Below are 23,421 nucleotides of genomic sequence, written 5' to 3'. Positions count from 1 at the left end.
TCAAGATAAGGGCTCGCGAGCGCTTGCGCCACGTACGTGACATCTGGTCACGGATTCTTGGTCGTAAAGGCCGACCGCGGCCTCGAACCGACCGCCAACGAGCAGACGCGCACGCCCTCCCCCTTCGGCTGCAAAAGAAGGCCCGTCAAGCGCGGGCGAACACGGCGCCGCGCCATGCCGCAGGAGCAGGGGCAAGCTGGGCCGGACCGCGGCGGGCAGCTTGGCCAGGCTCTGGCGTTGCGCGGGCGACAGGCGCGAGGCGTGCCCCTGCAAGGCGCAGACGGTCACAGACGATACGCCGGCGACGATCTCCCATCGCCCGTCCCAGACACCGGTCTCGCCCGGCGCCAGGGTCAGCGACGCTAGGCCGCCGCGCGCGGTCTCGCCGGCGTCGCGGCAGATCAGCACCTCGTCTCGCGCCTCGATCCGGGCCCCGGCGAGCGTGGCGGTGAAGGTCTCACCGCCTCGCAGCCGCCGGACCAGGCGCTCTAGTCGCTCGCCGCGCGGAGGGCGCTCGGTCCCTGCGGCGCAGAGCAGGGCGGCGGCGAGGTGGGCGGCGGCGGCGTCGCGGGACAGTCGAAGGGCGCCGGCGTCATCGACCGCGAACACCGGAGGCGGCCTCGCCGCTTCCGGCTCCAATACCGCCCCGTCAGCCCCGCCGGCCCGGGCGCGGGCGCGGGCGTAGCGGAGATCGGCATTGGCCGGATCGTCGAGCCAGGTCTCGCCCTCGGCGGCGAGCGCATCCCGGATCTCGACGCGCGTCAGGGACAGCAGCGGCCGCAGCAGGAAGACGTCGCGCCCCTCGGGCCAGACCGGCGATGGCGCCCATTGCCGAGGATCGGGGACCGTCGAGCCTTCAGCGCGCATGGCGGCGGCCTCCGCGAGGTCGCTGGCCGTGTGGCCGAGCAGCAGGACCGAGGCGCCGGCCTCACGCGCGGCGCCCGCCAGCAGGGCATGGCGGGCCCGGCGGGCGGCGGCGGGAAGACCCGTTACAGGCTTCGGGCCGATCCAGGCCAGCGCCTGCGCCTCGGCGCCCAAGGCCTTGGCCCTGGCAAGCGCCTCGGCGGTCCAGCGCGCGCTATCCGCCTGCAGTTGGTGATCGACGACCAGCGCCAACACGCGCCGGCCACACGATTTCGCCCAGTCCAGCGTCGCCTTCAGCAGGAACAAGGAGTCCCCGCCGCCGGAAAAGCCAACGGCCAGCGGGGCTTTGGACAGGGCCTCCAGACGGCGATCGAAGGCGCCAAGAAAACCCTCTCTCCTAGAGAGAGGGAGGGGCCCGCCGCCGGAGGCGGTGGGAGGGTGAGAGGTTTCACCATCCACCGGACAATCCTAGCCCTTCATCATCGGCGTTCGCCTGAGCCTAGATCGGCGAGAGTATAACCTCTCACCCTCCCATCGCCGTGCGATGGGTCCCCCCTCTCTCCAAGAGAGAGGGGTTCATCTTACGCTACGAACACTTCGCCGCGACGCGGGTCGAGGCCGCGCGCGAGGTGACCTGCGCGGAGGCCTTCGGATAGCGCTTGGCCAGCTCGTCCAGGGTGCGGCAAGCCTCGGCGCTCTTCTTCAGCGCCACCATCGAACGGGCCAGCTTCAGGGTCGCGTCCGGCGCCCAGGCCGTCTGCGGCCAGCCGCGGATCGCGCCGATATAGGCCGCGGCGGCGTCGGTATAGGCTTCGCGCACGAACAGCGTCTCGCCCAGCCAGTAGCGGGCCTCCGGTGTCTTGGCGCTGTCCGGATAGTTGGCGACGTAGGTCGCGAAGGCCTGCTCGGCGTTGGCGTAGTCGCCATCGAGCATGATCTGCCGGGCCTGCTTAAAGGCGACGGCCGGATCGGCCGGGGGCGGAGGCGGCGGCGCGATCGCGGCGCCGGCGGCGGGAGCGGCGGCCTGCGCGGCGGCTGCGGCCTGCAGGTCGGCCAAGGTCTTCTCGATGGCGGCCAGGCGCTGTTCCAGCGCGTCGGCGCGGGCCTTCTGCTCGGCCGCGGCCCGGTTGGCCTTGGTGAGCTCGAAGGTGACGGTCTCGTTCTGGCCGTTCAGCTTGGTCAGGGTCTGCTCCAGGTCGGTGACCCGGTCGTTCAGGGCGGCGATCTGGGCGTCGGTCTCGGCCGGCTGGACCACCACGGGCTTGCCGGTGTCCCTGCCCTGGAAGACGATCGCGCGCAGCTCGCGGACCACCTTCTCCATCCGCTCCACGCGCTTGGCCGAGCGGTCGTCCAGCGGATCGGCTTCCGGCAACGGGGTCTGGGCCATGGCCACGGCGGCGCTGGAGGCGAACAGAACGGCGAGCAGGGCGGATTTGAGCTTCATGACCGTGATTTACCGGTAGGACGCGGACAAAACTAGGGCGCGGCAGCCGAAAGTGGACGCCGGTTTCGGCGGCTGCCGCGCCCCAGATTGAAACCTAAATTTTTCCATTCCGGAAAAATTTAGGGCGGCCATTCCAAGGAAGGCCGCCCCATTTTAGCTCAGCGCTTAGCGGGCGCCGTCCGTGATGGCCGTGTGGCCGTTCCGGTTCTTGGCCCAGGCCTCTTCGGTCGAGCCGGCGTCGATCGGCTTTTCCTTGCCGAACGAGATCGTCTCGATGCGCGAGGCCGAAACGCCCTGGGCGATCAGGAAATCGCGGACGGCGTTGGCGCGGCGGGCGCCGAGGGCCAGGTTGTACTCGCGGGTGCCGCGTTCGTCGGCGTTGCCTTCGATGCGGACCTTCACGGCCGGATAGCGGTTCAGCCACTGGGCCTGACCGGCCAGAACCGGCTGGGCGTCGGCGCGGACCGAATACTCGTCGGTGTCGAAATAGACCCGGTCGCCGACATTGACGACAAAGTCCTGCACCGAGCCCGGCAGCGGGCCCTGAGCGACCGGCGGGGCCGGCGGCGGGGTGTAGGGAGCGGGTTCCTGGGCCGGCGGCGGCGCCGGGGGCGTCGGCGCGACCGGCTGGGGCTTCGGACGCGAAGCGCAGGCGGCGAGCGAGGCGGCGGCCAGGCCGACGAGCGCCAGTCTAGCGGCGCGCTGGGGGTCGAAGCTCATCCAGTTTCTCCTCAATTCAACAACTCTGGACCTGATCCATACCTGCGACCTGCGGGACATGGGCCGCTAAATGCCTGCCCATACCTCACAATGACGTCAGAAGTCCGCCAGATGACGCCGAAAGTCTTCGCCTGAAGCCATTTCGATGGGGACTATGACCGAGTTAGTGGCCAGGGAACGCGCTCGCAAGGCTAAGGTTGCGCCGGCTGTCAATTTGTCAGTCTAAAAGCGGCGACCAGGCGGGGTCGGACCCCGAACCGCTATAGGCGGCCGGCCGCAGGATCCGGCCGGTGATGTCCACCGTCCAGAGCTTTGGATTGCCGGCCGAGCTCTCGCGGAAGAACATCAGCACGCGCCCGTTCGGGGCCCAGGTCGGGCCTTCGTCGAGATAGCTGGTGGTCAGCAGGCGCTCGTCGCTGCCGTCGGCGCGCATGACGCCGATGTGGAACTCGCCGCCCGTCTGCTTGGTGAAGGCGATGAAGTCCCCGCGCGGGCTCCAGACTGGCGTGGTGTAGCGGCCCCCGCCGTACGAGATCCGGCGCACGCCGGTGCCGTCGGTGTTCATCACATAGAGCTGCGCCTGGCCGCCCCGGTCGGAGTTGAACACGATCTTCGTCCCGTCCGGCGAGAACGAGGGCGAGGTGTCGATGGCCGGATCGGTGGTGATGCGGGTGGTCGCGCGGCTGCGCAGGTCCATCACATAGATATCGCTGTTGCCGTTCTTCTCGACCGAGAAGGCCACCTTGCCGCCGTCCGGCGAGAAGCGCGGGGCGAACACCATGCCGGGGAACTTGCCGACCGTCTCCTGGCGGCTGGTCTCAAGGTTCAGCAGGTAGATCGACGAGCCCGTCGGCCGCAGGGCCATGTAGGTCAGCTCCTGGCTGGTGGAGCTAAAGCGCGGCGTCATGACGATGTACGAGCCGTCGGTCAGGTACTGCGGGTTGGCGCCGTCCTGGTCCATGATCGCCAGGCGCTTGATGCGGTTCAGCTTGGGACCGCTCTCGGCGACGAACGCCACGCGGGTGTCGAAATAGCCCTTCTCGCCGGTCAGCCGCTCATAGACGGCGTCGCTGATCTTGTGAGCGACCCGCCGCCAGTTATCCGGCGTCGAGGAAAACTGCAGGCCGAGCAGCTGCTGCTGGCTGAACACGTCCCACAGGCGGAAGTCGACGCGCAGGCCGCCGTCGGGGCCGACCGTGACCTGGCCGTTGATCAGCGCCTGGGCGCCCGTGGCCTGCCAGTCGGGGAAGCGCGGCTGGATGTTGACGTCGGCCAGCTTGTCCGGAACGCCCGAAACGTTCAGCGGCTGGAACAGGCCCGAGCGCTCGAGATTGCCGCTGATGACCTGGGCGATCTCGGCGCCGCGCGTCGCGCCCGAGAAGGCGGGAATGGCGATGGGCAGCGGCTTGACCGCGCCGGCGTTGATGTCGACCTCGATCTGCGCGGCGGCCGGCGTGACGAAGGCCGCGCCGCTCGTCAGGGCGGCGACCATCAGCAACAGGGCCCGCATTCCCTTCCAAGCTTGACGCATCGGGGTCTCCTTCTTGTTCCTTCCGGACATCAACGCGAACAGGCCTGTTTTGCGTTGAAGTTCAGGGCGATTTTCTGACCGTACAGATCGGGCGGCAGGTAGGCGAACGGCGAGGCGGCGAACAGCGCGCGGATGGCGCGGTCCGAGGCGGCCTTGACCACCGGGTCGGGCGATGACGTGCCCGGCGACTCCGGCTGGCCGACGACGCGGCCGCCCGGGCCGATCACGAAGACCACGCGGACATTGACGTTGGCGCCGCCCTCGACCTCGCAGTTGGGGTTCCAGCGCTGCTGCACCTCGCCCTGCAGGCGTCCCAGCGCCGCGGCCGAGAGACCCGTGGCCGCGCCCAGGGCGGGCCGGGCGGAGACCGAGGTCTCCTGACGCGCGGGCCCCTTCGGCGCGTTCGAGGTCGGCTTGCCGGTCGCCTTCTGGGTCTTGGCGATCGTCGCCTCGAGCGAGGCGAAGAAGTCGTTGTCGTTCTTCTTCGGTTGAGGCGTGGACTTGGCCGGCGTCGGTGTCGGCGTGGGCTTGGGGACCGGCGTCGACTTGGGCGGCGGCGCGGGCGCAGGCGTCGGCGTGGGCGCGGGTGTCGGGGCTGGCGGCTGCGGCGTGGCCTGCGGCTCGGGCTCGGGCGTCTGGGCGGTCTGCTCGACCGGCGCTTCCTCGGCCGGGCGGACATTGGTCGGACCATTGGTGACGATGGTCACCGGCACCGACTCGCCGATGGTGATCGGCTTGGACGACTTCCACGGCAGGCCGAACGCGATCAGCGCCGCGACCGCGCCGTGCAGCGCGATCGAGGCCAACAGGGCCGGAGAGACCTTTTGTTCGCGGCGGGCGATCATGCCGCCCCTACTGCGCCGACCGCGCGTCGCCCGCGTCCGCCGGCTTGGCGTCGCGCGGGGCCGCGCCCGAGGACGGGCCGCCCGTCTCGGTGATCAGGTTGATCTTGTTGAAGCCAGCGTTCGACAGGCCGGCCATCACCTGGGCGACGACCTGGTAGGTCGCGCCGCCGTCGGCGCGCACGAAGATCGGCTTGTCGTAGCCGTCGCCGGCGATCGCGCTGATGCGCGGCGCCAGGTTCTCGAACGGGATCTCCGTCTCGCCGACGAAGATGCCGCCGTCCTTGCGGATCGAGACGGTGATCGGCTCTTCCTGGTTCTGCAGGGCCGCGGCCTCGGTCTTGGGCAGCTCCAGCGGAACACCGGCGGTCAGCAGCGGCGCCGAGATCATGAAGATGATCAAGAGCACCAGCATCACGTCGACCAGCGGCGTGACGTTGATCTCGGACAGGGCCCCGCGCGAGCGGCGGCCGCGACGGCGGCGGCCTCGGCCGCCCCCGGTGGCGAAGGCGTCGTTGGAGGACATCGCCATGGCTTAGCGCTCGGTCAGGCGACGCTGGATCGCGGTCGACAGGTCGTCGGCGAAGCCTTCCAGGCGGCCGGCGTACTTGCCCGCGTCGGTCGAGAACTTGTTGTAGGCGATATAGGCCGGGATGGCGGCGATCAGGCCGACGGCCGTGGCGAACAGGGCTTCGGCGATCGACGGGGCGACGACGGCCAGCGAGGTGTTCTTCGACAGGGCGATGTTCTGGAAGGCGTGCATGATGCCCCACACCGTGCCGAACAGGCCGATGAACGGGCTGGCCGTGGCGACGATGGCCAGGCTCCCGAGCCCCTCTTCGACCTTGGCGGTCTCGCGGGCGATGATGGTGTCCAGGATCCGGTCGATGCGGGCGATCAGAAAGCCCGTCTGGTTCTCGGTCATGGCGCGGGTCTTGGCCTCGCGCCATTCCTTCAGCGCCGCCTGCAGCATGCGCGGCAGGGCGTGGGCGGGATTGGCGCCGGCCTCGCCCGCCACATCCTCCAGCGAGCGCCCGCCCCCGACCTGCTCTTCGAAGCGGTCGGCCGCCCGGTTCAGGGTCGTGAAGCGATAGAGCTTGTCGATGATCACGGCCCACGACCCCAGCGAGGCCAGGATCAGGCCGATCATCACGCCTTTGACGACCCAGTCGGCCTGCATGAACAGGGCGAAGAACGAGAAATTCGGGGCGGCGGCCGAGGCGTCCATGCGGGATAGGGCTCCGTTGGGGCGTCTGATCAGGACAGAGGTGCGCCGTATGGCATGAAGCGGCGCTTGGGTGAAACTATGACGCGGGTCGATTGATCCGAAAAAATGGGGACGCCGCTTCAGGCCTCGCCGGATGAGGCCAGCCAGGGCGCCAGCTTGGCGGTCATCTCCGCCGTCGGTCGGCGCGGACGGCCCGATAGGCTGATGCAGACCGCGACCGCCTTGGCCTCCAGGATCGTCTCGTCGCCGCGCGTGATCCGCTGGCTGACATGCAGCCGGACGCCTTCGACACGCTCGTACAGGGTGCGCACCACCAGGGCGTCGTCGATCCTGGCCGCGCGCTTGAAGTCCAGCTCCATGCGGATGACCGCGAAACCGGTGTCCTGCTGCGCCAGTTCGCTGTGCGAGATGCCAACCGCCCGGAAGAAGTCGCTGCGCCCTCGCTCCAGATAGCGCAGGTAGTTGGCGTGATAGACGATGCCGGTGAAGTCGGTGTCCTCGTAATAGATGCGCACGGGCAGCTGATGCTCGCGGCCATCGAAGACGCCGGCGGTCGGTTCGGGCGGGGTCGTCATGGCGCTTGATTAGCCTCTGAGACGACGAGCGTCAGCCCTCATTTCGGCATACGACGTTAGGCGCGACTCGACATGTTCTTCTTTTGCGCCAGCGTTTCCACATGAAGATCGAGCCGGCCATCTTCGACGAGGTCGACGCCGAAGGCGAGGCGGCGGCCGATGCGCGCGCCGAGGCGGATGTCGCCTCAGGCCGCGTGATCAGCCATGAGGCGGTGAGCCGCTGGCTATCGTCGTGGGCTCAAGGCGATCCTTTGCCACCGCCCGAAATCGGCGACTAGTGCGGCTGATCATCTGGACGGCCGAAGCGGTCGGCAACCTGCGGAGCATCTTCGGCTATGTCTCGGCGTTCAATGCGCCGGCGGCGGCTCGGCTGGCGCGGCGCCTCCAGACAGCGGCGGATAGTCTGGCGGATCACCCCGACCGTGGTCGCGAAGCGTCTGGCGGCTTACGCGAATTGGCGGTCATCCATCCGGATCTGATCCGCTACAGGGTGCGTGATGACGCCGTGATCATCCTGCGGATACGGCACGGCGCGCGGCAGAACGGTTAGTCGTTCTCGCCTGGGTTTATAGACGCCAGCCCGATCGAGAGCAGCCAGCCCAGCAGGGGCGAGGCGCCGGCGCCGAGGACGGGCGCGGGATAGTTGCCCAGCAGGTTCGCCAGCGCGAAGCCGGTCCAGACGCCGGCCAGGGCCAGGGTTTGGGCCTCCCGGCGTCGCCAGAGCATGGCCAGCGGCAGGGCCGCCATGGCGAGACCCGCGAGAACGCCAACCAGCGGCGCGGCGGCGAAGGCGTTGGGGATGACCCGCTCGACATGGGCGACGGCCGGCAGGGGGTCATGGCGGGTGAAGGCGTAGGCCGCGCACGCGAGACCCAGGACCGCCAAGGCGACCGGGCCGCGCTTTGACGGCGCGCCGACCGCGCCGGCGGCGACGCCCAGGGTCAAGGCCAAGACCGATGCCGCGTCGGGTTGGGCGGCCAGCACCAGGAGCAGCGCGGCGACCAGCCCGGCCGTGATCGGCTCGAGGCGTCGCGCGACGATCCAGGCGACCAGCGGCGCCAGCAGCGAGGCCGGATGAAGTTGGACCGGCCCCAGGGTGATCCAGCGGCGTATCCCCTCCATCGAGACGCCGGCCAGAAGGACATAGGCCTCGACCGCGAAGGCCAGGGCGAGGATAGCGCGCGCGCCGAGGACGCCCGGCTCCCTGCCCCAACGTCCGACCGCGAACGCCGCCACGGCGCCCACGAGAGCGGCTGCGCTCTGCATCACGAGCGTCGATGTCGAGCCGCCCGCGAAGTGGATCGCGACGAGCGAAATCAGCATGGTCGTCAAGACTTGCCCGCCGGCAAGACGAAGGCTGGCGCTCATGCTCTACTCGTCGAAAAGCCCGCCCTGCGCGGTCCCCGGCGGGGCGGCGGGCGGGGTGAGGCCCAGGTGAAGATAGGCCTTGCCGCAGGCCATGCGGCCGCGTGGTGTGCGCTGGATGAAGCCCTGCTGCATCAGATAGGGCTCGATCACGTCCTCGACCGCGTCGCGCGCCTCGGCGATGGCGTAGGCGATGGTCTCCACGCCCACCGGGCCGCCGCCATAGTGCTCGATCATAGCGCGGAGGTAGCGGCGGTCCAGGCTGTCGAGGCCGCTCTCGTCGACCTCCAGCCGGGCCAGGGCCATGCCGGCGGCCTTGCGGTCGATGAGGCTCGCCCCATCGGCGGTGGCGAAGTCGCGGACGCGGCGCAGCAGGCGGCCAGCGACGCGCGGCGTGCCCCGGGCCCGCTTGGCGATCTCGTCGGCGCCGTCGTCGGACAGCGGCGCCCCCATCTTGCGGGCGGCGTGCTGCAGCACGTGGCGCAGCTCGGCGGGCGTGTAGAACTCCAGCCGGACCGGGATGCCGAAGCGGTCGCGCAGGGGCGTGGCCAGCATCCCCGCCCGGGTCGTGGCCGCCACCAGGGTGAAGGGCGCCAGATCGATACGGATCGAACGCGCCGAGGGCCCCTCGCCGATCACCAGATCCAGCACGTGGTCCTCCATCGCCGGATAGAGGATCTCCTCGACGTTCGAGGACAGGCGGTGGATCTCGTCGATGAACAGGACGTCGTTGGCTTCCAGATTGGTCAGGATCGCCGCCAGGTCGCCGGGTTTGTTCAGCACCGGACCCGAGGTGGCGCGGAAGTTCACGCCCAGCTCACGGGCGATGATCTGGGCCAGAGTGGTCTTGCCCAGGCCCGGCGGGCCGAACAGCAGCACGTGGTCCAGAGCCTCGCCCCGTCCCTTGGCCGCCTCGATGAAGACGCGAAGATTGCCCTTGGCCTGCTCCTGGCCGACGAATTCGGCCAGGGTCTGGGGCCGCAGGGCGCGGTCGGCGGGCGCGAGATCGCCGTGCTGGGGTTCGCCGGAGATGACCCTTGTCATCGGCCTAGCTCCTGCAGGCCGGCCTTGATCAGGGCCTGCACGGTGGCCTCCTCGCCGAGACGATCGGCGGCGGCCTCGACGACGCGGCGGGCGTTCACCTCGGCCACGCCCAGGCCCATCAGGGCGGCGACCGCGTCGCCGGTCGGGGCGGGCTTGGCGGGGGCGGAGGACGCGGCGCTGGCGGCGGGCGCGGTCATCAGCACCGGGCCGTCGGTGATCGGCTTGTCCTTCAGCTCGGTGACGATGCGCAGGGCGAGCTTGGGACCCACCCCGTTGGCGCGGCCGACCGCGGCCTTGTCCTCGCGGGCGACGGCCGAGGCGAGCTCGGCCGGCGACAGCACGTCCAGCACGGCCATGGCCGCCTTGGGCCCGACGCCCTGGATGGCCTGCAGCAGCACGAAGGCGCGACGGTCCTCGCGGGTCAGGAACCCGTAGAGCCGCAGGCCCGCGCTCTCGCTCCACTGGCTCTCCACGTGCAGCAGGGCCTCCTCGCCCAGGGCCGGCAGGCGCTGCAGCGTGCGGTGGCCGCAGCGGACGACATAGCCGACGCCCATGACGTCGATCAGGGCCTCTTCCTCGCCGACCTCGGCGACAGCGCCCCTCAGGCGACCGATCATGCGACCCTCCGGTGGGCGGCGCGCAGGTTGGCGTGGGTGATGGCGACGGCCAGGGCGTCGGCGCAGTCGGCCGTGGTCTTGCCGGCGGTCGGCAACAGACGGGCGATCATGAAGCCGATCTGCGCCTTGTCGGCCGCGCCGGTCCCGACCACCGCCTTCTTGACCAAGCGCGTGGAGTACTCCGCCACCGGCAAGCCGGCGCGGGCGGGGGCGATCAGGGCGGCGGCGCGGGCGTGGCCGAGCTTCAGCGTCGACTGGGCGTTGGTGTTCAGGAACACCTCCTCGACCGCCGCCTCGTCGGGCCGGTGCTGCTCGATCACGGCGGTCAGGCCTTCGAACAGGTGCAGCAGGCGCTGGGCGAAGTCGGCCTTCTCGTCGGGGACGATGACCCCGTGGGCGACGTGGCTCATCCGTGCGCCGTCGATCGCCAGCACCCCCCAGCCGGTGCGGCGCAGGCCCGGATCGAGGCCAAGGATGCGGATGGGCGTGCGATTCGCGTTCATCATGTGTTCTCGCACTTTCCTCGCTTCCGCCTCCGAGGAAAAGCCCCGACTTCCCTAACGACTCGTAAACGCGGCGCGCTCTTGCGCCGGGAGGCGGCCGAGACCAAAAACGCCCCCATGATCGTCTCCCACTATCGCTGCGACTGGACCCATCCGCCGAGCGAGGATCCCGTCGCCATCTTCTACGAGGTGGACGGGCGGGGCGGCGTGCCGCGGTTGATCGACGTCTTCGCCGACGGCCGGCGCGTCTGCGCCGAGGCCGAGTACGGCGGCAGCCTGGTCGAGGGCGCGTTCCGCGACATGGCCGCCAACCTGCTGGAGGGCCACGCCGCCGAACACGAGGGCGAACGCCTGACCCTCACGCCGATCACCGCGGCGATGTTCGAAGACGAATGGACCGCCGGCGGCGGAATTTGATCCAGGCCCTGGCGAGCTCGACGCCGCCCCCTATCTAGCGCTCAGTCGCTAGGGAGACGCCGATGGTCAGCACCTCGGACGAAGGCATTCTGACCGAGTACATGGTCAGCTACTGGTCGATGAAGCACGAGAAGATCGACCGTCCCACCAAGCTGCTGGAAACGCTCTACATCGCCGAGCGCTACCGGGCCGGCGAGAGCCTGCAGGCGGCGCGCTCGGCCTACGACCATGCGATCTGGAACGGCGTGCCGATTTCGGAGATGGACCAGCGCCTGGCCGATCTCGACCAGTTCATGCGCGACCTCGTTCGCGAACGCGCGGCCCAGTGGGGCCAGCCGCACTAGAAAGCTTGTCGCTCGCCAGCCGATGAGGCCAATCTTCCGTCCAGGGAGAGACGCCATGATCCTGCGAACCGGCGGCTGCCGCTGCGGCGAAATCCGCTACGCGCTTTCAGCCGAGCCGATGTTCCACATCGCCTGCCACTGCCGCGACTGCCAGTACGTGGCGGGCGGCTCGCCGAACCTGACCATGGTGTTTCCCGCCGACACCCTGACGGTGACCCAAGGCCAGCCCCGTGTCTTCAAGGCCCGCGAAGCCAGCGGCGGAAGCTATTTCTGCGGAACCTGCGGCGTCCATGTCTTCTCGCGGCCGGACAAGAACCGAAGCCTGGTGGCGGTCAAGGTCGGCGGACTGGACAACGCCTCCGACTTCAAGGTGCAGGCCGACATGTGGATGGCCAGCGCGCCGCCTTGGCATCGCCCCCATGACGGCGCGATGCAGTTTGATCAGAACCCGCCGGGCTAGGCCGCCTCGACCGCCTTGGCCCCGAACAGCCCGCCGACGATCAACCGGCGCACGCCTTCGATGTCGAGGCCGACGCAGACCTCGGCGTTGGGCGCGCCGTCGATCCGCTCGACCCGGCCCAGGCGCGGACCATCGACGGCGACGCGCAGGCGGGCCGGCTCGAACGTGAAGAGCTCCGGCGCGATCAGGCTGGCGGCCGCCACGGCGTCGTGCGGGCGGCAACCCTCGCCGCCCCAAACGCTCTCGTGGAACGCGATATAGCCGCCGGCCGCCTTGGTCAGACGCGTCGACAGCGGCGAGCCGCAACACGCCGCGCCGCGCGCCAGATCGTCCGCGGTCACCTGGACGAGACGGCTGACGTCCAGCGGCATCAGGCGCGGCATGACCCCCGCCTCCAAGGTGCGCTGGAGGGCTTCGGGATCGCTCCAGCTGTTGAAATCGGCGCCGCCGGCCGCCTTGCCTTCCACCGCGAAAGCGCCGGCCGTGATCGTTGGGCGCCAGTCGCGAAAGGCGGCGGGGTCCTCCAGCAGGCCCTTGGCGAGATTGGTCAGCGGGCCGAGAAACAGACCCGTCACCTTCCGTCGCGCGGCGAAGGCCAGGAAGTTGGCCGAGTGCCCCCGGTCCAGTTCAGGCAGCTTCCAGCGCTGGGAGAAGCCCGCGCCGTTCAGGCCGTCGACGCCGTGGGCCGGCCGCATGCGCTCGACCCGGCGCCTGGCCAGGCCCGATCCCGCGCCGATATAGACCTCGGCCCCGCAGCCGGCCAGGCGCAGCACGCCGCGCGCATTGGCCGCCGCCTGGTCGACATAGGTGTTGCCGAACACGGCCGAGACCGACACCACCTCAAGCGCCTGCCGGGCGCGCGCCAGCAGCGCCAGCGCCAGGGCGTCGTCCACGCCGCAGTCGGTGTCGATGTGAACCTTCAGGACCATCCGGCCACTGTAGCGGCGCGACATCACGGCGAGAAGACGACGCGATGCTTCAGTCCTTGCGCGGGAGGATGTCGAACTCGACGACGCGCGGGTCGGACCTCAGCCGATGGGCGACCTCGCGCAGGCGCAGGGCCCCCTTGCCGGAGAACGGTCCGGCCAGCTCGAACACCGCGCCGCCGTCGCGGAGCCTGAGGTTCAGCCGCTGGCCCTTCAGGTCGTACTCGGCCAGGAGGCGGCGCAGCTCCTCCTCGTCCAGCGGGGTCTCGCGGCGCGAACGGACGCTGATCTCGGTGTAGTTCTTTTGGGGCAGGCTTCTGTCGAGCCAGCGCGCGGCGCCCAGCGTGATCACCGCCAGCACGGCGCCGACGATCGCCAGGTCGTAGAGGCCCACACCGAACAGCATGCCGATCGCCGAAGTTATCCACAGGGATGCGGCCGTCGTCAGCCCGTGCACCGACACGCCCTGCTGGAAGATCACGCCGCCGCAGAGGAAGCCGACCCCGGTCAGCACGCCATGGGCCATGCGGACAGGATCGATGCGCAGGACATCCGCCGGCGTGTCGCTCATCCACCGCACCTGGTGGACGGCCGCCAGCATCAGCAACGCCGAGGCCAGGCTGACCAGCATATGGGTGCGCAGCCCCGCCGGCCGGGCGCGGTACTCACGCTCGAACCCGATCACGGCGCCGGCGGCCAGGGCGCCGGCGATGGGCAGGAAGTCTGAAGGGGACAGCCAGGCCATGCCGGCTGTAACGGCCGGAAAGCGGTTCGTGATCCCGGACATGGAAACGCCGCGCCGACTGCGAGCCGGCGCGGCGTTCAGGATCGAAGCAAAATCGAGCCTCAGCCCAGCTTGGCCAGGTCTTCTTCGCTGATGTCTTCGTTCGAGTAGACGGCCTGCACGTCGTCGTCCTCGTCCAGCATGTCGAGCAGCTTCATCAGGGTGGCGACGCTGTCGCCGGTGACCGGCACCTGCATCTTCGGGCGCCAGGCGATCTTGGTGTTGGCGGCCGAGCCAAACTTGGCTTCCAGAGCGGCGGCGACCTCGTTGAGGTCCTCGAAGGCGGTGTAGATCGTGTGGCCCTCGCCTTCCTCGTCCATGTCCGAGGTGACGTCATCGGCGCCGGCCTCGATGGCGGCTTCCATCATGGCGTCTTCCGAGGCGGTCTTGGCCGGATAGCTGATCTGGCCGACGCGGTCGAAGTTGAAGGTCACCGAGCCGGTGGCCCCCATGTTGCCGCCCATCTTGGTGAAGTAGGAGCGGACATTGGCGGCGGCGCGGTTCTTGTTGTCGGTCATCACCTCGACGATGATCCCGACCCCGCCGGCGGCCACGCCCTCGTAGCGGATTTCGGTGTAGTCGGCCGCGTCGCCCATCTGCGACTTCTTGATCGCGCGGTCGATGACGTCCTTGGGCAGGCTTTCGGCCTTGGCGTTGTTCACGGCCAGGCGCAGGCGCGGGTTCATGGCCGGATCGGGCAGGCCCGACTTGGCCGCGACGGTGATTTCCCGCGACAGCTTGGAGAACAGCTTGGACCGCGCGGCGTCGGCGCGGCCCTTGCGGTGCATGATGTTCTTGAATTTCGAGTGGCCGGCCATCGAAGGGCTCTGCTTCTAAGACGATTGGAGGCGGGGCTTTTAGCCCCTGAGGCGGGGCTTTGTCACCCCGCCCGCCCAAAAGCCGGCCCGAAAGCGACCTTAGGCGACTTCCAGATCGACCTGCACGTTGCCGCGCGTCGCCTTGGAGTAGGGACAGACCTCGTGGGCGGCGTGCAGCAGCTTTTCGGCCGTCTCGCGGTCCAGTTCAGGGGCGTTCAGCTTCAGGCGCACGCCGACGTGGAAGCTGGTCTCGTCCTGGATCAGGTCGACCTCGGCGTCCAGGCTATGCTCGCCCAGCTTGACACCCTGGTTTCGGGCGACCAGGCCCAGAGCGCCCAGGAAGCAGGCGCTGTAGCCGGCGGCGAACAGCTGCTCGGGATTGGTGCCATTGCCATCGCCGCCCATCGACTTCGGGAAGGCCAGCTTCACGTCCAGGTGGCCGTCGTCGGACTTGGCCGTCCCGTTGCGGCCGCCGACGGCGTGGGCGTGGGCGGTGTAGATGGCGTCGGTCATGGGGCGCTCCATTGGCTTCAAGGATCTCATGTGAGACCCGAACCATGACAGCCGCAAGCTGAGCCTTATTGGATATTCGTGTCGCTAGACGTCCGGCACCGTCTGCTTCAGCCGCCCGCCCACCCGGATCGGCTCGACACGCGTGGCCAGGCCCGTGCGGTCGTCGGTCTCGACGAAGACGCCGCAGACCGTCGCCGGACCGCTGGCCGGCTGGTAGCGGCCGCCGCTGATCTTGGTGGTGAAGCGCCGCAGCGGCTCTTCCTTCTGGTTGCCGATCACGCTGTCGTAATCGGCGCAGGCGCCGGCGTCGGTCTGATAGGCCGTGCCGCCAGGCAGGATCTGGCAGTCCGCCGTCGGGACGTGGGTGTGGGTGCCCACCACCAGCGAGGCGCGGCCGTCGCAATAGTGACCCATGGCCATCTTCTCGGACGTGGCCTCGCAATGCATGTCGACGATCACCGCGTCGGCCACCTGGCCCAGCGGCGCCTTGTCCAGCTCGCGGTCGGCGGCGGCGAACGGGTCGTCCATGGCGTCCATGTGGACACGGCCCAAAAGGTTGACGACGAAGATCGTCTTGCCGCTATCCGTCTGGAATAGGTGGCTGCCCCGCCCCGGCGCGTCCGACAGGATCGGATAGTTGGCCGGACGGATCAGGCGCGGCTCGCGCACGATATAGGTCAGGGCCTCGCGCTGGTCCCAGCTGTGGTTGCCGAGCGTCAGGCAGTCGGCCCCGGCCTCGAACAGCTCGCGTGCGGTGTTCTCGGTAATCCCGAAACCAGCCGCCGCGTTCTCGGCGTTGATGATCACGAACTCCAGGCCGAGCCGGCGGCGAAGGTCGGGCAGATGGTCGGCCAGGCCGTCCCGGCCCGACTTGCCGACGACATCGCCGAAAAAGGCGAAACGCATCGAAAGTCCCAAGAAACTGTATGGATCGAGCCCATCGGGGGCTCAGGCTTTGACGGCGATATACTCTTTTTCGGTGAGAATGGCGTCTAACCTTTGATCGTGCGGCTCGTGTGGCAAATTCTCCGCCTGCTGACCGCTGTAGCCGACGCCGAGCACGAAGACCGCCTTGCAGGCGCGCAGGGCCTCCAGCGCCCGATCGTAGTAGCCGCCGCCCTGCCCGAGCCGCACGCCATCGCGCTGGAAGGCCAGCAGCGGCGTTATGACGAGATCGGGCTCCACGATCGGGTGTCTGGCGCTGGGCGCGCGCAGGCCGATCTTGTCGTGGACCAGGGGCTCGCCCGGCGTCCAGGCGCGGAACACCATCCGGTGCGCGTCGGAGTCGACCACCGACGGCAAGGCAAGCGTCCAGCCCATCTCGCACAGCGCGTCGCCAAGCAGCAGCGGCGACAGCTCCGAGCCGAGACCGTGATAGAGCGCCGCCACCTTGCCGGCGGGATCAGGAAACAGCCGGGCCAAGGGCTCGCGGCCCACCTCGGCGATCATCCAGTCGGCCTGCGGATGCTCGCGGGCCAGCTGCTTGCGCTGATTGCGCAGGAAGATGCGCAGCGCCGTCTTGGCCGCGACGGGGTCGGCGATGGTCATGCGCCGCTTATAGAAGGAAAAGGGTGGCGGCGCCGCGAAGAACCGTGGGCGACAGTTTCAATCCACTCGGACCTGGCATGCCAGGTGGGCGCCGTATTTCCGCAGCCACGGCCACGGAAAGGCACAGCTCCCAAGAGAGTCGATTAAGGTCCCCGGGATGTGAAGTCCCCGACGCGAACCGCAGCAAGACCCGCCGGAGACATAGATAGGCGCTCGACCCTGGAAACGCCAGCGGCGCCTTGTCGCGACAAGACGGTATGCAAGCTTCACACCGCATATTAGGCTCCTTTAGAGAAGAGGACGCCTCATGACCGTCGTCAGCAAGCGAACCGTCAGCCTGCCCGCCGAGCAATCTCGATACATCGACGAGCTGGTCGCGGCCGGAACCTATGCTTCCGCAAGTGAAGTCGTTCGGGCCGGTGTCCGGGCGCTACAGGAGCGCGACGTCGCGGTCGAGCGCTGGCTGCGAGAAGACGTCGCGCCCGTCTATGACGCCATGCTGGACGATCCAAACCGAGCGATCGACGCCGCGGAGGTGTTCGCCTCGATCCGCGCGCATCATGCCCAGCGGCTGAAGACCAAGCCTTGATGCGAAAGGTCGTCTTTTCCGGAAGCGCGCGACGATCTTTTCGAGCTTCACCGATACATCTTCGAACGCGGAGCGCCCATCGCCGCCCTCGCCTATATCGAGCGGCTAGAGGGGCGCTGCATGACCCTGGCGGACTTTCCGGAACAAGGCTCGCGCCGAGACGACATACGTCCGGGCCTCAGGCTTGTCGGGTTCGAGCGACGCACCGAGATCGCCTTCCACGTCACGCCAAGCGCCGTGATCATCGACAGGATCTTCCACGGCGGACGCGTGATCGAGGTGGACGGCTGATCAATCCGCCGCGAGTTTCTCGATCTTCTCGGCGGCGGCGTCTAGGGCGCGGATGGCGGCGATCTCGGCCTTGGTGCCTTCCTGGTTCAGGCGGGCGATCTCGCTCTGGGCGTGGGCCAGGCGCAGCTTCATGTCCGACAGCTCGTCGGCCAGCAGCAGGGCGCCCATCAGGAAGAGCCGCGTCTCGCCCAGTTGGCCGACATCGGCGCTGACCTGGCGCACCTGGCGGTCGAACAGGCGGGCGAGCTCGGTCAGGTGCGGCTCCTGCCCGTCCTCGCAGCCGACGATGTAGGGCCGGCCGTTCACCTGGATCGTCACCTGGGCCATGGGTCAGGCCTCCTCGGAGTCTTCGAACAGGTCATCGTCGTCGGTCGGCGCGTGCAGGTCGTTGGCGACGCCGTCCTCGCCCAGCGCGGCGCGGATCTCTGCGATGGCGCGGCCGAGGGCGACCGAGGCCTGCTCGCCGGCTTCCTCCAGCGCCTTCTCACGCTCGCGGGCGGCCTCCAGGTCGGCGACCAGCTGAGCCTTCTCGTTGTCGTCGAACAGGCCAGGCGCGACGGCGCTTCCAGCGCCGGCGGCGGTCGCGGCGGCGAGCGCGCGCTTGGCGTCGGCGGCCTTGGCCGCCAGGCGGTGCTCGAGCTGGCTCACCGCGCGCTCCAGGCGGCGCACGGCGAGGTCGAGGGCCGTACCGTCGGCCGGGATCATCGGCGGATTTCCATCATGCAACGCAACATACAGATCGACGCCCTCTAAGCCAGCCGGGCGCGGCGACATTTGGGCGACATCGACGTGCATAGCAGCATTCGCCGCTGCTTGTCCGCGCCGCATGCGGACGAAAGCCTGTTTCCTTGGGGATGTCGCCGCTTCCGGAGACCGCGCTTTTTGGCGTAGGAGGCGTCAAATCGCGCGTCCGCGGACTTGACTTCGCGCCCCCAGGCCGCAAAACGCGCTGCGAAAATAGGGAACGCCGATCGATCCCGCTCGGCGGCCAAACAGGAGAAAGACCCATGGCTGTTCGCGTCGCCATCAACGGCTTCGGCCGCATCGGACGTCTGGTCCTGCGCTCCATCGCCGAGCATGGCCGTCGCGACATCGAGGTCGTCGCCATCAACGATCTGGGCCCGGTCGAGACCAACGCCCACCTGCTGCGCTACGACAGCGTCCACGGCCGCTTCCCCGGCGTCGTCACCTCGGGCGAGGACTGGATCGACGTCGGCATGGGCAAGATCAAGGTCACGGCCATCCGGAACCCTGAAGAGCTGCCGCACAAGGACCTGGGCGTCGACATCGCCTTCGAGTGCACCGGCATCTTCACCGCCAAGGACAAGGCCAGCGCCCACCTGAAGGCCGGCGCCAAGCGCGTCCTGGTCTCGGCCCCGGCCGACGGCGCCGACAAGACCATCGTCTACAAGGTCAACCACGAGACCCTGACCGCCGACGACATCGTCGTCTCGAACGGCTCGTGCACCACCAACGCCCTCGCCCCGGTCGCCAAGGTCCTGCACGACCTGTTCGGCATCGAGCGCGGCTACATGACCACGATCCACAGCTACACCGGCGACCAGCCGACGCTGGACACCATGCACAAGGACCTCTACCGCGCCCGCGCCGCGGCCCTGAGCATGATCCCGACCTCGACCGGCGCCGCCAAGGCCCTGGGCCTGGTTCTGCCGGAACTGAAGGGCAAGCTGGACGGCTCGTCGATCCGCGTCCCGACCCCGAACGTCTCGGTCATCGACCTGAAGGTCGTCGCCGCTCGCGAGACCAACATCGCCGAGATCAACGCCGCCCTGCAGGCCGCCGCCGACGGCGCGATGAAGGGCGTCCTGGCCACGACGACCGAGCCGCTGGTCTCGTCGGACCTGAACCACATCGCCGCCAGCTCGACCGCCGCCCTGCCCCAGACGCAAGTCATCGAGGGCAAGCTGGCCCGCGTGCTGTCGTGGTACGACAACGAGTGGGGCTTCGCGACGCGCATGAGCGACACCGCTCTTGAGATGGCGAAGTTCCTGTAAGGAACCGAAATACCCAGCCCCCGCTCCGCAAGGAGCGGGGGTTTTCCTTGTTCGATATTCAGGACGACCGATGACCTTCCGCACCCTCGACACCGCCGATCTCGCCGGCAAGCGCGCCCTGGTCCGGGTGGACTTCAACGTCCCCGTCGACGGCGGCAAGGTCGCCGACGACACCCGCCTGCGCGCGGCGCTGCCGACCATCGCCTACCTGTCCAAGCAAGGCGCCAAGGTGGTGCTGCTGGCCCACTTCGACCGCCCCAAGGGCAAGGTCGTGCCGGAGATGAGCCTCGGCTTCGTGGCCGAGCCGCTGTCCAAGCTTCTGGAGCAGCCGGTCGCCTTCGCCAGCGACTGCGTCGGCCCGGCCGCCGCTGAAGTGGTGAACGGCCTCGAGAACGGCGGCGTCGCCCTGCTGGAGAACGTCCGCTTCCACGCCGGCGAAGAGAAGAACGATCCAGAGTTCGCCAAGGCCCTGGCCGCCAATGGCGACGTCTATGTCAACGACGCCTTCAGCGCCGCCCACCGCGCCCACGCCTCGACCGAAGGCTTGGCCAAGCTGCTGCCGGCCTATCCGGGCCTGGCCATGCAGCGCGAGCTGGAAGCCCTGGACGCCGCCCTGGGCAAGCCCAAGAAGCCGGTCATCGGCATCGTCGGCGGCTCCAAGGTTTCGACCAAGCTTGATTTGCTGCGCAACCTGGTGACCAAGCTGGACTACCTGGCCATCGGCGGCGGCATGGCCAACACCTTCCTCTACGCGGCCAAGATCGACGTCGGCGCCTCGCTGTGCGAGGCCGACATGGCCGAGACCGCGCGCCAGATCATCGACCTGGCCGGAAGCGCGGGCTGCAAGCTTCTGCTGCCGACCGACGTGGTGGTCGCCCAGGAGGTCAAGCCCGGCGTCGCCTCCAGCGTCCGCAACGTCTACGACGTCAAGCCCGAGGACCGCATCCTCGACGCCGGCCCCGAGACCGTCGCCACGCTGAACGCCACGATCGACCAGTGCGAGACCCTGATCTGGAATGGTCCGCTGGGCGTCTTCGAAGTACCGCCGTTCGACAAGGCGACTGTTTCGGCGGCAAATCACGTCGCCGAGCGGGCAAAGGCGGGGAAACTCGTTGCGGTTGCGGGCGGTGGCGATACTGTCGCGGCGCTGAACCACGCTGGCGTCGCGGCCGACATGACGTTCGTCTCGACCGCCGGTGGCGCGTTCCTGGAATGGATGGAGGGCAAGACGCTCCCGGGCGTCGCCGCGCTCGAAGCCTAAGCATAAGACAATTCTGGCGCGGATCGTGCAGATCCGCGTTCAGTGTGTGCCAGATTGAGTATCCAGCGCGTCAGGCGAACGTGTGTGCGGCTTTCCCGCCCCTGACGTGCTTTAGACTGAGATCGGGTTCTCGGGTTCGAACGAACCACGGGAGCACGCGGGCAAAGAGCGCTTCAGCGCCGAGCCCCAACAACAAGAAACGAACCCACCCACTTCACGCTTGCAGGAGAGAATTACGTGGCTCGCATCACGTTGCGACAGTTGCTGGACCATGCCGCCGAGCATGAGTACGCGCTTCCGGCCTTCAACATCAACAACATGGAACAAGGCCTGGCGATCATGGAGGCGGCCGACGCCGTCAACTCGCCGGTCATCATCCAAGCGTCGCGCGGGGCGCGCAGCTACGCCAGCGACATCGTCCTGGCCCGCCTGATCGACGGTCTCGTCGAGCTCTATCCGCACATCCCGGTCTGCATGCACCAGGACCACGGCAACGGCCCGGCGACCTGCGCCACGGCGATCCAGTACGGCTTCACCTCGGTGATGATGGACGGCTCGCTGATGGAGGACGCCAAGACCCCCGCCACCTACGATTACAATGTCGACGTCACCCGTCGCGTGGTCCAGATGGCCCATAGCTGCGGCGTCTCGGTCGAAGGGGAGCTCGGCGTGCTGGGCTCTCTGGAAACCGGCATGGGCGAGGCCGAGGACGGCCACGGCTTCGAAGGCAAGCTGTCCCACGATGAACTGCTGACCGATCCGGACCAGGCGGTCGAGTTCGTCCACGCCACCGGCGTCGACGCCCTCGCCATCGCCATGGGCACCAGCCACGGCGCCTACAAGTTCACGCGCAAGCCGGACGGCGACGTCCTGGCCATGAACGTGATCGAGGAGATCCACCAGCGCCTGCCCAACACGCACCTGGTGATGCACGGCTCCAGCTCGGTGCCGCAGGAGCTGCAGGACATCATCAACCAGTACGGCGGCGAGATGCCCCAGACCTGGGGCGTGCCGGTCGAGGAAATCCAGCGCGGCATCAAGCACGGCGTGCGCAAGATCAATGTCGACACCGACAACCGCCTGGCCATCACCGGCGCCATCCGCAAGGTGCTGATGGAGAAGCCCGCGGAGTTCGACCCGCGCGCCTATCTGAAGCCGGCCAAGGAAGCCATGCGCAAGGTCTGCGAAGCCCGCTTCACCGAGTTCGGCTCGGCCGGCTGGGCCGACAAGATCAAGCCGCTGTCGACCGCCGCCATGGCCAAGCGCTACGCCTCGGGCGAGCTGCACGCCAAGTTCGGCGACCGCCAGACCAAGGCCGCCGCCGAGTAAGGCGTCGCCCTGAAGCGATCGAAGGCCTCCCGGAGCGATCCGGGAGGCCTTTTCGTATCGGGGCGTCGGCCCGGTAGACGGCCTGTCGGCTTATCGGCTGGGAGATGCGTCCGTCCTGACCGCGTCCGAGAGCCGGCGATCGAAGGCGTCAAGCGACAGGACGCGACGCCCCCAGACGGCGATCGCGGGTCTCGACACCGCGTCCCTCGCCCGCCGCAAGGCCTGGGGCGACTGGGTCTGATAGCGGACCTCGATCCAGCGACGCCCCGCATCGTCCACCAAGCGAAGGAAGACCAGCGCGCCGCCGGGCGGGACATCGCCGGTCGCATAGCCCGGGGCCGACAACGGGGCGCCCAGCGCCGCGCCCAGGGCGGTGACATTGGTGTCGTGGCCCACGAAGACGTCGACGCCCGTTGTTGGAGCCGCCAGAGCCTCCCGCACGCGGCGCGCCAGGGGACCGGCCTGACGCGCGGTCATGTAGGGCGGCCGGGTGAAGACGTTGAACAGCGCCGCGTGCAGCGCGCCCAGCCGCTTCAGCGCCCCCGGCTCGACGGCGCGCCAGCGCGGCGGGCTGGGCGAGAGCCCCTCGACATATTGCAGCAGGAGGACCTGGGCCGTGCCCGACGCGTCGCGGATCGGGCCGCTCAGGTCAACGCCGCGCCCGTCGCCGGATGGCTTGACGCCCGAAGGATGCTCCGGCTGGCAGCCTGTGGGCGCGCCGCATCCCAGAACGCGGTCGAGCTCTTCGAGCTGGGGCTTGAGACGGGCGGCCAAGCGATCGACCCCGCCGGTGTGGGCGTTGATCGACGCGATCGCGGCGGCTGGATCGAAGGGCGCGACGCCGGCGCGCAGCGGCTCGAACAACGGATCGACCTCGCTCGCCGCGAGGTGGCCCACGGGCAGGCCGCAGCCGGGCGCCAGCCCCTCGGCGAAGGCCTCACCGCTGGCGATCGTGCGCTCGGCGGTGTTGGTCCAGATCCTGACCTGTCCGGACGCGGGGCAGCCCTGCGCCGGCAGGACGCCGAGCTTGGCGAACCACGCGCGGTCCGAGCGGCCCAGCACCTCGAGCGCCCGCGCGCCATGCGGCGTCAGATGCTCGGCCGGAACGGGCCAGCTCGGCCAGGGGTCACCGGTCCGCGTGCCCTCGGGCGCCTCGCCGACGATCGGGGCGCGAATCCCGTGTCGCATGACGACGACGACGCGGTCCACGCGCGTCGCGGCGGCCGCCGAAGCGCTGGTCACGGCCACGAGGGCGCAGGCGATCAGGACTTGCGCCAGGCGGCGCGGCGTTCTGGAACGGGACACCGTTCTGTTCCTCTTGGGCGGCCCGCGAACGAAACGATGCGCCCCTCCGCATGGAGGCGCGCATCGCCGCTTCGCAGCGCCGGGATGA

The 23,421-nt window shown here is 69.0% G+C and carries 30 protein-coding genes, 1 other RNA gene and 1 pseudogene; 10 read left to right on the top strand and 22 right to left on the bottom strand.

Going from position 1 to position 23,421, the window contains the following annotated elements:
• The 8 genes from tilS to ybgC all read right to left on the bottom strand — a co-directional run bounded on the left by tilS (window position 1) and on the right by ybgC (window position 7,204).
• Window positions 1-1,227, bottom strand: coding sequence for a tRNA lysidine(34) synthetase TilS (tilS, locus tag DI526_RS05250; RefSeq protein WP_304275029.1), 1,227 nt, complete (start codon window positions 1,225-1,227; stop codon window positions 1-3).
• A 223-nt stretch (window positions 1,228-1,450) separates the two neighbouring features.
• Window positions 1,451-2,308 carry a tol-pal system protein YbgF gene (ybgF, locus tag DI526_RS05245; RefSeq protein WP_304274964.1) on the bottom strand — a complete coding sequence of 286 codons (858 nt, stop codon included), beginning with the start codon at window positions 2,306-2,308 and terminating at the stop codon, window positions 1,451-1,453.
• Window positions 2,309-2,473: 165 nt separating this feature from the next.
• Window positions 2,474-3,043 (bottom strand): peptidoglycan-associated lipoprotein Pal, encoded by a 570-nt coding sequence (gene pal, locus DI526_RS05240; protein ID WP_304274961.1) that lies wholly within the window; start codon window positions 3,041-3,043, stop codon window positions 2,474-2,476.
• Between the two features lie 202 nt (window positions 3,044-3,245).
• Window positions 3,246-4,589 carry a Tol-Pal system beta propeller repeat protein TolB gene (gene tolB / locus DI526_RS05235; RefSeq protein WP_304274958.1) on the bottom strand — a complete coding sequence of 448 codons (1,344 nt, stop codon included), beginning with the start codon at window positions 4,587-4,589 and terminating at the stop codon, window positions 3,246-3,248.
• Entirely contained in the window at window positions 4,589-5,404 is an 816-nt protein-coding gene (locus DI526_RS05230) for an energy transducer TonB (RefSeq protein WP_304274955.1), read from the bottom strand. Before DI526_RS05230 ends, tolB begins: the two co-directional genes overlap by 1 nt.
• A 7-nt stretch (window positions 5,405-5,411) precedes the next feature.
• Window positions 5,412-5,933, bottom strand: coding sequence for a biopolymer transporter ExbD (locus tag DI526_RS05225; protein ID WP_304274953.1), 522 nt, complete (start codon window positions 5,931-5,933; stop codon window positions 5,412-5,414).
• A 3-nt stretch (window positions 5,934-5,936) separates the two neighbouring features.
• Window positions 5,937-6,629, bottom strand: coding sequence for a protein TolQ (gene tolQ, locus DI526_RS05220; RefSeq protein WP_304274950.1), 693 nt, complete (start codon window positions 6,627-6,629; stop codon window positions 5,937-5,939).
• A 119-nt stretch (window positions 6,630-6,748) separates the two neighbouring features.
• The gene (ybgC, locus tag DI526_RS05215; protein ID WP_304274948.1) at window positions 6,749-7,204 is read right to left on the bottom strand and encodes a tol-pal system-associated acyl-CoA thioesterase; all 456 of its coding nucleotides are present in this window, start codon (window positions 7,202-7,204) and stop codon (window positions 6,749-6,751) included.
• 101 nt (window positions 7,205-7,305) lie between these two features.
• Between ybgC and DI526_RS05210 the strand changes: the two genes are divergently transcribed.
• Together DI526_RS05210 and DI526_RS05205 are read left to right on the top strand one after the other, a co-directional pair.
• Entirely contained in the window at window positions 7,306-7,482 is a 177-nt protein-coding gene (locus tag DI526_RS05210; RefSeq protein WP_304274944.1) for a CopG family transcriptional regulator, read from the top strand.
• Complete coding sequence (locus DI526_RS05205; RefSeq protein WP_304274942.1) at window positions 7,482-7,754, top strand: type II toxin-antitoxin system RelE/ParE family toxin; 273 nt, start codon at window positions 7,482-7,484, stop codon at window positions 7,752-7,754. Before DI526_RS05210 ends, DI526_RS05205 begins: the two co-directional genes overlap by 1 nt.
• On the opposite strand, the gene DI526_RS05200 is transcribed toward DI526_RS05205, so the two are convergent.
• The 4 genes from DI526_RS05200 to ruvC are packed head-to-tail and all read right to left on the bottom strand — an operon-like array spanning window position 7,751 to window position 10,748.
• The gene (locus tag DI526_RS05200; RefSeq protein WP_304274939.1) at window positions 7,751-8,572 is read right to left on the bottom strand and encodes an FtsW/RodA/SpoVE family cell cycle protein; all 822 of its coding nucleotides are present in this window, start codon (window positions 8,570-8,572) and stop codon (window positions 7,751-7,753) included. The two genes, DI526_RS05205 and DI526_RS05200, sit on opposite strands and share 4 nt — an antisense overlap.
• A gap of 3 nt (window positions 8,573-8,575) precedes the next feature.
• Window positions 8,576-9,613 (bottom strand): Holliday junction branch migration DNA helicase RuvB, encoded by a 1,038-nt coding sequence (ruvB, locus tag DI526_RS05195; RefSeq protein WP_304274937.1) that lies wholly within the window; start codon window positions 9,611-9,613, stop codon window positions 8,576-8,578.
• The gene (gene ruvA, locus DI526_RS05190) at window positions 9,610-10,230 is read right to left on the bottom strand and encodes a Holliday junction branch migration protein RuvA (RefSeq protein WP_304274934.1); all 621 of its coding nucleotides are present in this window, start codon (window positions 10,228-10,230) and stop codon (window positions 9,610-9,612) included. The genes ruvB and ruvA overlap by 4 nt, the downstream gene beginning before the upstream one ends.
• Window positions 10,227-10,748: a crossover junction endodeoxyribonuclease RuvC gene (ruvC, locus tag DI526_RS05185; RefSeq protein ID WP_304274931.1), complete on the bottom strand. Its 522-nt coding sequence runs from the start codon at window positions 10,746-10,748 to the stop codon at window positions 10,227-10,229. The genes ruvA and ruvC overlap by 4 nt, the downstream gene beginning before the upstream one ends.
• A gap of 102 nt (window positions 10,749-10,850) precedes the next feature.
• On the opposite strand from ruvC, the gene DI526_RS05180 reads away from it, so the two are divergent.
• The 3 genes from DI526_RS05180 to DI526_RS05170 all read left to right on the top strand — a co-directional run bounded on the left by DI526_RS05180 (window position 10,851) and on the right by DI526_RS05170 (window position 11,954).
• The gene (locus DI526_RS05180) at window positions 10,851-11,150 is read left to right on the top strand and encodes a hypothetical protein (protein WP_304274929.1); all 300 of its coding nucleotides are present in this window, start codon (window positions 10,851-10,853) and stop codon (window positions 11,148-11,150) included.
• Window positions 11,151-11,212: 62 nt separating this feature from the next.
• A complete protein-coding gene (locus DI526_RS05175; protein WP_304274926.1) occupies window positions 11,213-11,494 on the top strand; it encodes a hypothetical protein in 282 nt (93 codons plus the stop codon).
• A gap of 55 nt (window positions 11,495-11,549) precedes the next feature.
• Entirely contained in the window at window positions 11,550-11,954 is a 405-nt protein-coding gene (locus DI526_RS05170; protein ID WP_304274924.1) for a GFA family protein, read from the top strand.
• On the opposite strand, the gene DI526_RS05165 is transcribed toward DI526_RS05170, so the two are convergent.
• The 7 genes from DI526_RS05165 to ssrS all read right to left on the bottom strand — a co-directional run bounded on the left by DI526_RS05165 (window position 11,951) and on the right by ssrS (window position 16,733).
• The gene (locus DI526_RS05165) at window positions 11,951-12,883 is read right to left on the bottom strand and encodes a nucleoside hydrolase (RefSeq protein ID WP_304274922.1); all 933 of its coding nucleotides are present in this window, start codon (window positions 12,881-12,883) and stop codon (window positions 11,951-11,953) included. The two genes, DI526_RS05170 and DI526_RS05165, sit on opposite strands and share 4 nt — an antisense overlap.
• Window positions 12,884-12,932: 49 nt before the next feature.
• Entirely contained in the window at window positions 12,933-13,667 is a 735-nt protein-coding gene (locus DI526_RS05160) for an MgtC/SapB family protein (protein WP_304274919.1), read from the bottom strand.
• A gap of 59 nt (window positions 13,668-13,726) precedes the next feature.
• Complete coding sequence (locus tag DI526_RS05155; protein WP_304274917.1) at window positions 13,727-14,482, bottom strand: YebC/PmpR family DNA-binding transcriptional regulator; 756 nt, start codon at window positions 14,480-14,482, stop codon at window positions 13,727-13,729.
• A 99-nt stretch (window positions 14,483-14,581) separates the two neighbouring features.
• Window positions 14,582-14,995 (bottom strand): organic hydroperoxide resistance protein, encoded by a 414-nt coding sequence (locus DI526_RS05150; protein ID WP_304274915.1) that lies wholly within the window; start codon window positions 14,993-14,995, stop codon window positions 14,582-14,584.
• Window positions 14,996-15,079: 84 nt separating this feature from the next.
• Window positions 15,080-15,913, bottom strand: coding sequence for a YmdB family metallophosphoesterase (locus DI526_RS05145; protein WP_304274912.1), 834 nt, complete (start codon window positions 15,911-15,913; stop codon window positions 15,080-15,082).
• A gap of 30 nt (window positions 15,914-15,943) precedes the next feature.
• A complete protein-coding gene (locus DI526_RS05140; RefSeq protein WP_304274910.1) occupies window positions 15,944-16,543 on the bottom strand; it encodes a 5-formyltetrahydrofolate cyclo-ligase in 600 nt (199 codons plus the stop codon).
• Window positions 16,544-16,568: 25 nt separating this feature from the next.
• A non-coding RNA gene (gene ssrS / locus DI526_RS05135) (6S RNA) lies at window positions 16,569-16,733 on the bottom strand.
• 117 nt (window positions 16,734-16,850) lie between these two features.
• Here ssrS and DI526_RS05130 point away from each other — a divergent pair.
• Entirely contained in the window at window positions 16,851-17,132 is a 282-nt protein-coding gene (locus DI526_RS05130; RefSeq protein ID WP_304274907.1) for a type II toxin-antitoxin system ParD family antitoxin, read from the top strand.
• Window positions 17,133-17,162: 30 nt separating this feature from the next.
• A pseudogene (locus tag DI526_RS05125) lies at window positions 17,163-17,423 on the top strand (type II toxin-antitoxin system RelE/ParE family toxin); the annotation flags it as partial.
• Here the strand turns inward: DI526_RS05125 and DI526_RS05120 are convergent.
• Together DI526_RS05120 and DI526_RS05115 are read right to left on the bottom strand one after the other, a co-directional pair.
• The gene (locus tag DI526_RS05120; protein WP_304274904.1) at window positions 17,424-17,750 is read right to left on the bottom strand and encodes a cell division protein ZapA; all 327 of its coding nucleotides are present in this window, start codon (window positions 17,748-17,750) and stop codon (window positions 17,424-17,426) included.
• A 3-nt stretch (window positions 17,751-17,753) separates the two neighbouring features.
• Complete coding sequence (locus DI526_RS05115; protein ID WP_304274902.1) at window positions 17,754-18,128, bottom strand: hypothetical protein; 375 nt, start codon at window positions 18,126-18,128, stop codon at window positions 17,754-17,756.
• Window positions 18,129-18,430: 302 nt separating this feature from the next.
• On the opposite strand from DI526_RS05115, the gene gap reads away from it, so the two are divergent.
• The 3 genes from gap (at window position 18,431) to fba (ending at window position 22,028) form a co-directional block, all read left to right on the top strand.
• Window positions 18,431-19,438 carry a type I glyceraldehyde-3-phosphate dehydrogenase gene (gene gap / locus DI526_RS05110; RefSeq protein WP_304274899.1) on the top strand — a complete coding sequence of 336 codons (1,008 nt, stop codon included), beginning with the start codon at window positions 18,431-18,433 and terminating at the stop codon, window positions 19,436-19,438.
• A gap of 70 nt (window positions 19,439-19,508) precedes the next feature.
• The gene (gene pgk, locus DI526_RS05105; RefSeq protein WP_304274898.1) at window positions 19,509-20,699 is read left to right on the top strand and encodes a phosphoglycerate kinase; all 1,191 of its coding nucleotides are present in this window, start codon (window positions 19,509-19,511) and stop codon (window positions 20,697-20,699) included.
• A gap of 237 nt (window positions 20,700-20,936) precedes the next feature.
• Window positions 20,937-22,028, top strand: coding sequence for a class II fructose-bisphosphate aldolase (gene fba / locus DI526_RS05100; RefSeq protein WP_304274895.1), 1,092 nt, complete (start codon window positions 20,937-20,939; stop codon window positions 22,026-22,028).
• Between the two features lie 90 nt (window positions 22,029-22,118).
• Here the strand turns inward: fba and DI526_RS05095 are convergent, their stop codons facing one another.
• Window positions 22,119-23,333 (bottom strand): histidine-type phosphatase, encoded by a 1,215-nt coding sequence (locus DI526_RS05095; protein ID WP_304274893.1) that lies wholly within the window; start codon window positions 23,331-23,333, stop codon window positions 22,119-22,121.
• Between the last annotated feature and the right edge of the window lie 88 nt (window positions 23,334-23,421).

This window comes from Caulobacter segnis, assembly GCF_003243465.1.
Classification (GTDB): Bacteria; Pseudomonadota; Alphaproteobacteria; order Caulobacterales; family Caulobacteraceae; genus Caulobacter; species Caulobacter segnis_A.
Note: the sequence above shows the minus strand (reverse complement) of the source record. Positions and strands in the feature narration are given on the sequence as shown.